Source organism: Rahnella ecdela, from assembly GCF_019049625.1.
Classification (GTDB): domain Bacteria; phylum Pseudomonadota; class Gammaproteobacteria; order Enterobacterales; family Enterobacteriaceae; genus Rahnella; species Rahnella ecdela.
Genome location: NZ_JAFMOY010000083.1, coordinates 1 through 6,731, shown reverse-complemented (window position 1 = coordinate 6,731; position 6,731 = coordinate 1). Strand labels below are relative to the sequence as shown.

Genomic DNA, 6,731 nt, shown 5'->3' with positions numbered 1-6,731 from the left:
CTCAGTGATCTGTTTTACGGCTTCAATTTTGAATTCTTCAGTGAACGTTTTGACTGACATAAACACTCCTTCATTAGGCCTCCATTATGAGGCAAAAAAGTGTCTACGAAACCCGGGTCTATTCATTACTTATCCGCATCGGTTAAATAATGCTCCTAACGCACAATATTTTCCGATCTCCAAGCTGATCCCTATGAGACGCATAAGCTTCTGACATACCCTAGAACTGATTATCGCTACCTTTCTGATGAGCATTTTTCCCAGGCTGCTGATATTGCCAGTGCGATCAGCGCGACGATCCCGGAACTTGCTTCAGCAACCGCAGATATAAATAAGGGGCAAAAGCATAAAGCTTTTGATGGCAGTAAAATTGAAGCTCACCATGCGATTATTCCGACGACAAAAAGCGGTTCCAGCGTCCAGCTAAGTGAGAAAGAACGTAACGTTTATAATCTTGTGGCCGTTCATTTCATTGGTCTGTTTTACCCTGATGAATCTTCTGCTCCGTTGCCCGGATTATTCCTGCGTCAGCATCCCTTTCAAAAACCCGACACGTGGTGAGATTGCCCATCTGGTTATCTATTCCACCGGATTAAAAGTCCTCGGTGAGGGGGAGTGGAAGGTGAAAAAACACGGTCAGGAAAAGCGCCGTGTCTGGCGGAAACTGCACCTGGCGGTGGACGCTGATACACATGAGATTATCTGCGCTGACTTGTCCCTAAACAACGTGACTGATGCAGAGGCATTCCCGGGGCTTATCCGTCAGACGCACCGGAAAATCAGAGCCGCCTGTGCCGGCGGGGCTCATGACACAAAACGGTGCCACGACCAGTTGCGGCGCAAGAAAATTAAGGCACTTATCCCGCCGCTAACGCGCGCCGGTTACTGGCCGGTGGAGTATGCCGACAGAAATCAGGCGGTGGCGAGGCAACGACTGACGGGGAGCAATGCTTACTGGAAATGGCACACGGCTTACAACCGGCGTTCAGTGGCCGAAACGGCGATGTACCGGGTTAAACAATTGTTGGGTGGACACCTGACGCTGCGCGACTACGATGCGCAGGTCAGTGAGGCTATGGCCATGATCCGTGCTTTAAACAAAATGACGCGTGCAGGCATGCCCGAAAGTGTGCGAATTACCTGAGGAAGTAACTGAAAGGGAGACTTTTTATCTAAAAACGATTTATTCAACAAAGCCATCCAGACCGTATTGACGCTTATGTAGATGTGAGATCGGTTTTCCACGGCAGCAGATCGCGCAACCGATTTACCGGCCAGTCCTGGATTTGTCCCAGGACATAGCGCAGCCACGCCTCCGGCTCCACACTATTCAGCCGGCAGGTGCCGATCAGCGAGTACAGCACCGCTCCCCACCCCACCCGTATCTGAACCGGCGAACAGCCAGTTTTTCCGGCCCAGGGCAACCCCACGCAGCGCGTTCTCCGAGATGTTGTTGTCGATTTCCGCTCAGCCATTGCTGCAGTACTGGTTCAGCGCGTCCCACTGCTTCAGCAGGTATGCGAACGCCTTCGCCGTATCTGAGTGGCGCGACAGCACCTTCATCTGCGACAGTATCCAGTCATACAGCGACTGCATCAGCGGGACGGTCTGTTATTTTCGTACTGCCAGCCGTTCTTCTGCTAGTAGCCGGCTTTTCTTGAGTTATCTCTGTTAGAAATGAGTTCATACTTCCTGACCCGTAACTTTGACTATTGTTGTTGGTTTTTCGTAATTTTCTCTTCTGGCTCTCTGACATATATAAACATTCTAAAATGTAAAATGTTTCATTTGATTTTCATCTCGCCAGGAGAGTGTTACTTTACATCACACCAGAATGACTCGTTGTATAGAATTTACTTATAGAAACGCAACCTCAATAATAGCAGTCTGGTACTTTTTAAGTTTTAATTAACTTATTGCGATCAGAAGTCCTTCGTTCCGGTAATTTTCAAAGCAGTGTGAATTATCGAACATGAAAAGAAAGGCCTGGTCGCTTTCATTTTCTTCTCCAGAATTTTTGATGAAAGGTGGCCATGTCACCTTTCCTCAACATAAATCGCCTTTAGGTTAATCTGTCCACCACATCCTGGCTGCGTTGGATCATTTTCATCCCTTCACTTTCGGCCACATCGGAAAAGCGGATCTTGGCTGCTGATATCGTTGTGCAAATGGCTTTGTTGAATAAATCGAACTTTTGGCCGTAATCAGGATCAGATCACCACATTCCCGATCCTGTAGCGGTACCCCGTGGCAAAACAAACGTTCAAAATCATCAATTGGAAAGCCTACAGCAAGGCACTCATCAATCGGGGCTCACCGACATTCTGGCTTGATGAGTCGGCCATTCAGGCCTGATATGACGAGCCCAACACGTCTTCACGTGGTCATCCTCCACGTTATTCTGAGCTCGCTATTTCTACAGTACTGATGCTCAAACGCGTTTTTCGCCTCACGCCGCGCGCCGCGCAGGGATTTATTGATTCCATTTTTACCCTGATGAAGCTCCCGCTCAGGTGCCCGGATTACTCCTGCGTCAGCAGACGGGCAGGTCCGTCAATATCCCGTTCAAAACCCCCACGCGCGGCGAAATAGCCCATCTGGTTATCGACTCCACCGGATTAAAAGTCTTCGGGGAAAGAGAGTGGAAGGTGAAAAAACACGGCAAGGAAAAGCGCCGCGTCTGGCGTAAACTGCACCTGGCGGTGGACGCTGATACGCATGAGGTTATCTGCGCCGACCTTTCCCTGAACAATGTGACGGATGCGGAGGCCTTCCCGGGGCTTATTCGCCAGACCCACCGGAAAATCAGAACCGCCTGCGCCGACGGCGCTTATGACACCAGACGGTGCCACGACGAACTGCGGCGTAAGAAAATCAAAGCACTTATCCCGCCGCGAACCCGCGCAGGTTACTGGCCAGCTGAATATGCCGACAGAAATCAGGCGGTTGCCCGGCAACGGCTGACGGGAAGCAATGCGTACTGGAAATGGCACACGGTTTACAACCGACGTTCGGTGGCTGAAACGGCAATGTAGCGTGTCAAACAGCTGTTTGGTGGGCATCTTACGTTGCGGGATTATGATGCGCAGGTTGGGGAGGCTATGGCCATGATCCGCGCATTAAACAAAATGACGCGTGCAGGTATGCCAGAAAGTGTACGGATTGCCTGAGGGAGTCAGCGACGAGGGTAGCTTTTATCTAAATCCGATTTATTCAACAAAGCCCGACGGGGCTTGCAGATAACCTCATAACAGCCAAACGTAAGTTTTTTAAAACATGATTTTAGTAAAAAGAAATAAATAGAATTAGAAGTAAAGGTTAATATCCTATTGGCAGCATAAGAAGGGTAGAGAGCTCCAGGCGCTCATCGTACCAATATGCGCTGTGAAAAATAACAGGATGTATTCACTTTCAAAAGGACGAAAGAAATGAATTCAAAGGATTTTGATCTCAATTCACTGTTGATACTCAATGCGGTCATTGAATGCCAGAGTGTCACTGCGGCCGCCAAAAAAATGGCTTTATCACCTTCTTCAGTCACTTACGCTATAAATAAAATCAGAAAAGTAACCTTAAATCCCATCTTTACCCGTTCTAAAAATGGTATTACACCTACCACTTTAGCGCTGGAACTTGATCAACGGTATATTAAAGCCATATCATTAATTACTGATGGACTTGATTTATCAGTGAGTTCTGAAAACCCAGACGTCTGTCGCAACATCACCGTGAGCACTTATAATTTCTTTGAGTTATGGTTCTCTCAATTTGTATACCAGGAGAATAAGTTGCTTGATGGTATGTGTCTGAATTTTGTTAACCATCCGGTATCAAATGAAAAACGGATAGTAAAAATCAGGAATCATGAGGTTGATTTGGATATCGGCGGGCTTCTGCCTAATGATCCTTCCATCATTTCGCATAAATTATGTTCATCTAAATTCAAAGCATTGGTGAGTATCAATCATCCAACAATCAAGGACACCCTTACACTTGATGACTGGAATATGAGCAAACATGTAAAATGGGCACAAATCTCAGATGAGACATTGGTTCAGGAGGGAGATGCCAATCAGGTTGAAGCATTATTAAGAAGAAGCGTTGAGATTAAATCAGAAAATTCATTAAATTCACTCATGATATGTACGATGTCAGATTACATTACTTTGGTTCCTGAATACCTGGAAACTTTTCTTTTAGAATCGCTGCCGGTAAAAATTTTCGACCTTCCCTTTGAAACCACAATGACATCAACAATTTACGCCCATCATCATCGTTCAGAAAAGCGAAACGAATTTATTAGCTTATGCCTCGAGGCACTTGCCTTTATGGCACCTAAATCTGAAGAGGTTGAGCTCGATATCGCCGAAAGTTAACATTTCCTCGCAAGACAGTGGGCTGGCATGACCTGAATCAGGCCAGGCAAAACTCAACCGTATTCAGAAGTCATACATAGGCTAAGCGAAGTCATGAAAACCCGTCCTCGCCTAGCTGTTGCCCCCTTCACTGAGCGACATATCACTCTGTTTATTACTCTAAACCCATGTCTCCTGAAAGATGGCCTACAGCGCAGGCCATCGTCATAGCACTTACACCAAAGGCCAGAGATATACCGATAAAGCCAATGACATCACCCTGACTTAAATTATCGAGTTAATTTTCGATAAATAAACAACACAATGATTGCCCCAACAACAGCAATGACCATGCTCTGAACATTAAAACCAGAAATATTACCGATGCCGGCGAGGGAGGCTAAGTAGCCACCAACCACGGCACCTATGATACCCAGGACGATGGTCATGATGAAACCTGAGTTCTCTCTGCCAGGCATGATAAATTTCGCGATAACACCCGCAACAAGACCGAATACAATCCAAATCAGAATACCCATTACATCTCCATTGAAACAAATCATCTATTGTTATGTTTGCTTTGGTTTTTAAACTAAAGGAACGGCACAATATATAAGTGACAAGTCCTAAACAACATAATATGTTTTTTTAAAATTACAAACTCATGCTTCTGCGCAATTAAGATATGGAACAGAACTGTCAAATCAGAGTTACGTAATATTCAGAATATCCATTTTAAATATTTCACTGCACATAAGACGAGTGGTTTTGTTAAAATATCCAATTATTAAATATACTCGGAGATTTGTATGGCTTTTTTTGATTTCATCAAGCATGCCGGTGAAAAGATCTGGGGCAAGGCTGACATCAGTCTCGCTGATAAAACGAACAAATTAAAAGAACATATCAGCGCACTAGGACTTCCCGGTACGGAAAGTGTTGTTGTTACTATTAATGATGATAACAGCGTGACGTTATCCGGAACGGTGCCTTGCCAGGAAACCAAAAATAAAATCATCGTTATGGCCGGGAACGTTGAAGGCATTAGCGGCGTAAATGATAATCTTCAGGCTGAGCAGACAGGCCAGGAAAGTCAGTTTTACACCGTTATCAATGGCGATTCTTTGAGCATTATCGCAAAGCGCGTTTATGCTGATGCCGGGAAATATCAAATTATTTTTGAAGCCAATAAGCCAATGCTATCTAACCCCGATAAAATTTACCCTGGGCAAAAGCTGATTATTCCAGCCCTCGAAGGTAAAAAATAAGGAGCAGTTTGCGTGTCTATTTTAAATACAGTTACGGATATGTTTGCCAGCAAAGGTTCAAGTAGCAATGAGCTTGAATCTGTTTTGTCATGGATTGAATCACAAAATGGTATTTCAGGTATTCTGGATAAAATGAAGCAGCATGGTTTAGGCGCAATGGTTGAATCGTGGCTGAGCGATAAAGAAAATATTTCCTTGCTGCCAGAACAAGTCCTCTCATTTATGGATGCCCCGGAGCTGGGTAAACTGGCTAAAACTTGTGGCATCGATCTTCCTTCTGCTGCAGGTCTTCTCGTCAAATACTTGCCATTACTGGCGGATGGTTTATCGGCCTCAGGGGCTCTGACATCAGGAGCTACGAAGAATTTACTGTCTGAAGGCATGTCTCTTCTTCAAGGTAAATTGAACATCTAGTCCCTTCGCTCACCAGAATTTTACCTGTTAGCAGAGTGGCAGTGTTTTAATCTTTCATTCAACTTAAGGTTTATACTCAGGGCGGATATTCGCTCGTTTTTAAAATATGTCAATTGAATAAAATAATGCTATCAACATAGATTGAGTCCGCATAATTAAGAGGTAATAAATATGAGCTATACCCACGTTTTAGTAAAGATGAATGCTGCAGAGAAGGCAAAGCCACTTGTTCATGTAGAATCCGATTTAGATGAAAATTTTGTTGTTGAACATATTATTAAGCCATTTATTAATGGTGAGGTTATTTTCATCGATGGCTCTCGTGCGAAATCTGAAGATATTGCAAAAATATCAGTGTATAGCAGTGAGAAATGTGGCCTGGAATTGCATGATGAAGAGAATGGGAAAATAAAACAGAGCTCGGCACGTGCTCGCGCCAACCGGATTTTTTCGGGTAATGTTGGTATGACAACATTGTCTTCGGCTATTAAAGGTGAAGGTAGCCAGGAAATTACACGTAAAGTATTCAATCAGGCGATGGGCGTTTCCTGATTTCCGCCAGTGACTCTAAATAGCTGCGCTTAATAGTAGATCACTGAAGGGAACTCAATCCGGTTTGAGCGATCTGATCAATCGCCAAACATCACAAACCCTCACAAACCGGACTGAGTTATGCCGATCATAGCACCTATAC

At 44.8% G+C, this 6,731-nt stretch carries 6 protein-coding genes and 3 pseudogenes; 7 read left to right on the top strand and 2 right to left on the bottom strand.

Going from position 1 to position 6,731, the window contains the following annotated elements:
- Window positions 1–165 precede the first annotated feature (165 nt).
- Both J1784_RS00625 and J1784_RS00620 read left to right on the top strand, forming a co-directional pair.
- Window positions 166–561: a DNA topoisomerase gene (locus J1784_RS00625; RefSeq protein WP_420803939.1), complete on the top strand. Its 396-nt coding sequence runs from the start codon at window positions 166–168 to the stop codon at window positions 559–561.
- Window positions 482–1,144, top strand: a pseudogene (locus tag J1784_RS00620) (IS5 family transposase); the annotation flags it as partial. The gene J1784_RS00625 and the pseudogene J1784_RS00620, both read left to right, overlap by 80 nt.
- A gap of 73 nt (window positions 1,145–1,217) precedes the next feature.
- Here J1784_RS00620 and J1784_RS00615 read toward each other — a convergent pair.
- Window positions 1,218–1,641, bottom strand: a pseudogene (locus J1784_RS00615) (IS66 family transposase); the annotation flags it as partial.
- Between the two features lie 606 nt (window positions 1,642–2,247).
- On the opposite strand from J1784_RS00615, the pseudogene J1784_RS00610 reads away from it, so the two are divergent.
- Together J1784_RS00610 and J1784_RS00605 are read left to right on the top strand one after the other, a co-directional pair.
- Window positions 2,248–3,170, top strand: a pseudogene (locus tag J1784_RS00610) (IS5 family transposase).
- 258 nt (window positions 3,171–3,428) lie between these two features.
- Complete coding sequence (locus J1784_RS00605) at window positions 3,429–4,376, top strand: LysR family transcriptional regulator (RefSeq protein WP_217147620.1); 948 nt, start codon at window positions 3,429–3,431, stop codon at window positions 4,374–4,376.
- 269 nt (window positions 4,377–4,645) lie between these two features.
- On the opposite strand, the gene J1784_RS00600 is transcribed toward J1784_RS00605, so the two are convergent.
- A complete protein-coding gene (locus tag J1784_RS00600) occupies window positions 4,646–4,894 on the bottom strand; it encodes a GlsB/YeaQ/YmgE family stress response membrane protein (protein WP_217147619.1) in 249 nt (82 codons plus the stop codon).
- A 270-nt stretch (window positions 4,895–5,164) separates the two neighbouring features.
- Between J1784_RS00600 and lysM the strand changes: the two genes are divergently transcribed.
- The 3 genes from lysM to J1784_RS00585 all read left to right on the top strand — a co-directional run bounded on the left by lysM (window position 5,165) and on the right by J1784_RS00585 (window position 6,589).
- The gene (lysM, locus tag J1784_RS00595; RefSeq protein ID WP_217147618.1) at window positions 5,165–5,623 is read left to right on the top strand and encodes a peptidoglycan-binding protein LysM; all 459 of its coding nucleotides are present in this window, start codon (window positions 5,165–5,167) and stop codon (window positions 5,621–5,623) included.
- A gap of 12 nt (window positions 5,624–5,635) precedes the next feature.
- Window positions 5,636–6,037 carry a YidB family protein gene (locus tag J1784_RS00590; RefSeq protein ID WP_217147617.1) on the top strand — a complete coding sequence of 134 codons (402 nt, stop codon included), beginning with the start codon at window positions 5,636–5,638 and terminating at the stop codon, window positions 6,035–6,037.
- 171 nt (window positions 6,038–6,208) lie between these two features.
- Entirely contained in the window at window positions 6,209–6,589 is a 381-nt protein-coding gene (locus J1784_RS00585) for a hypothetical protein (protein WP_217147616.1), read from the top strand.
- Window positions 6,590–6,731 lie beyond the last annotated feature (142 nt).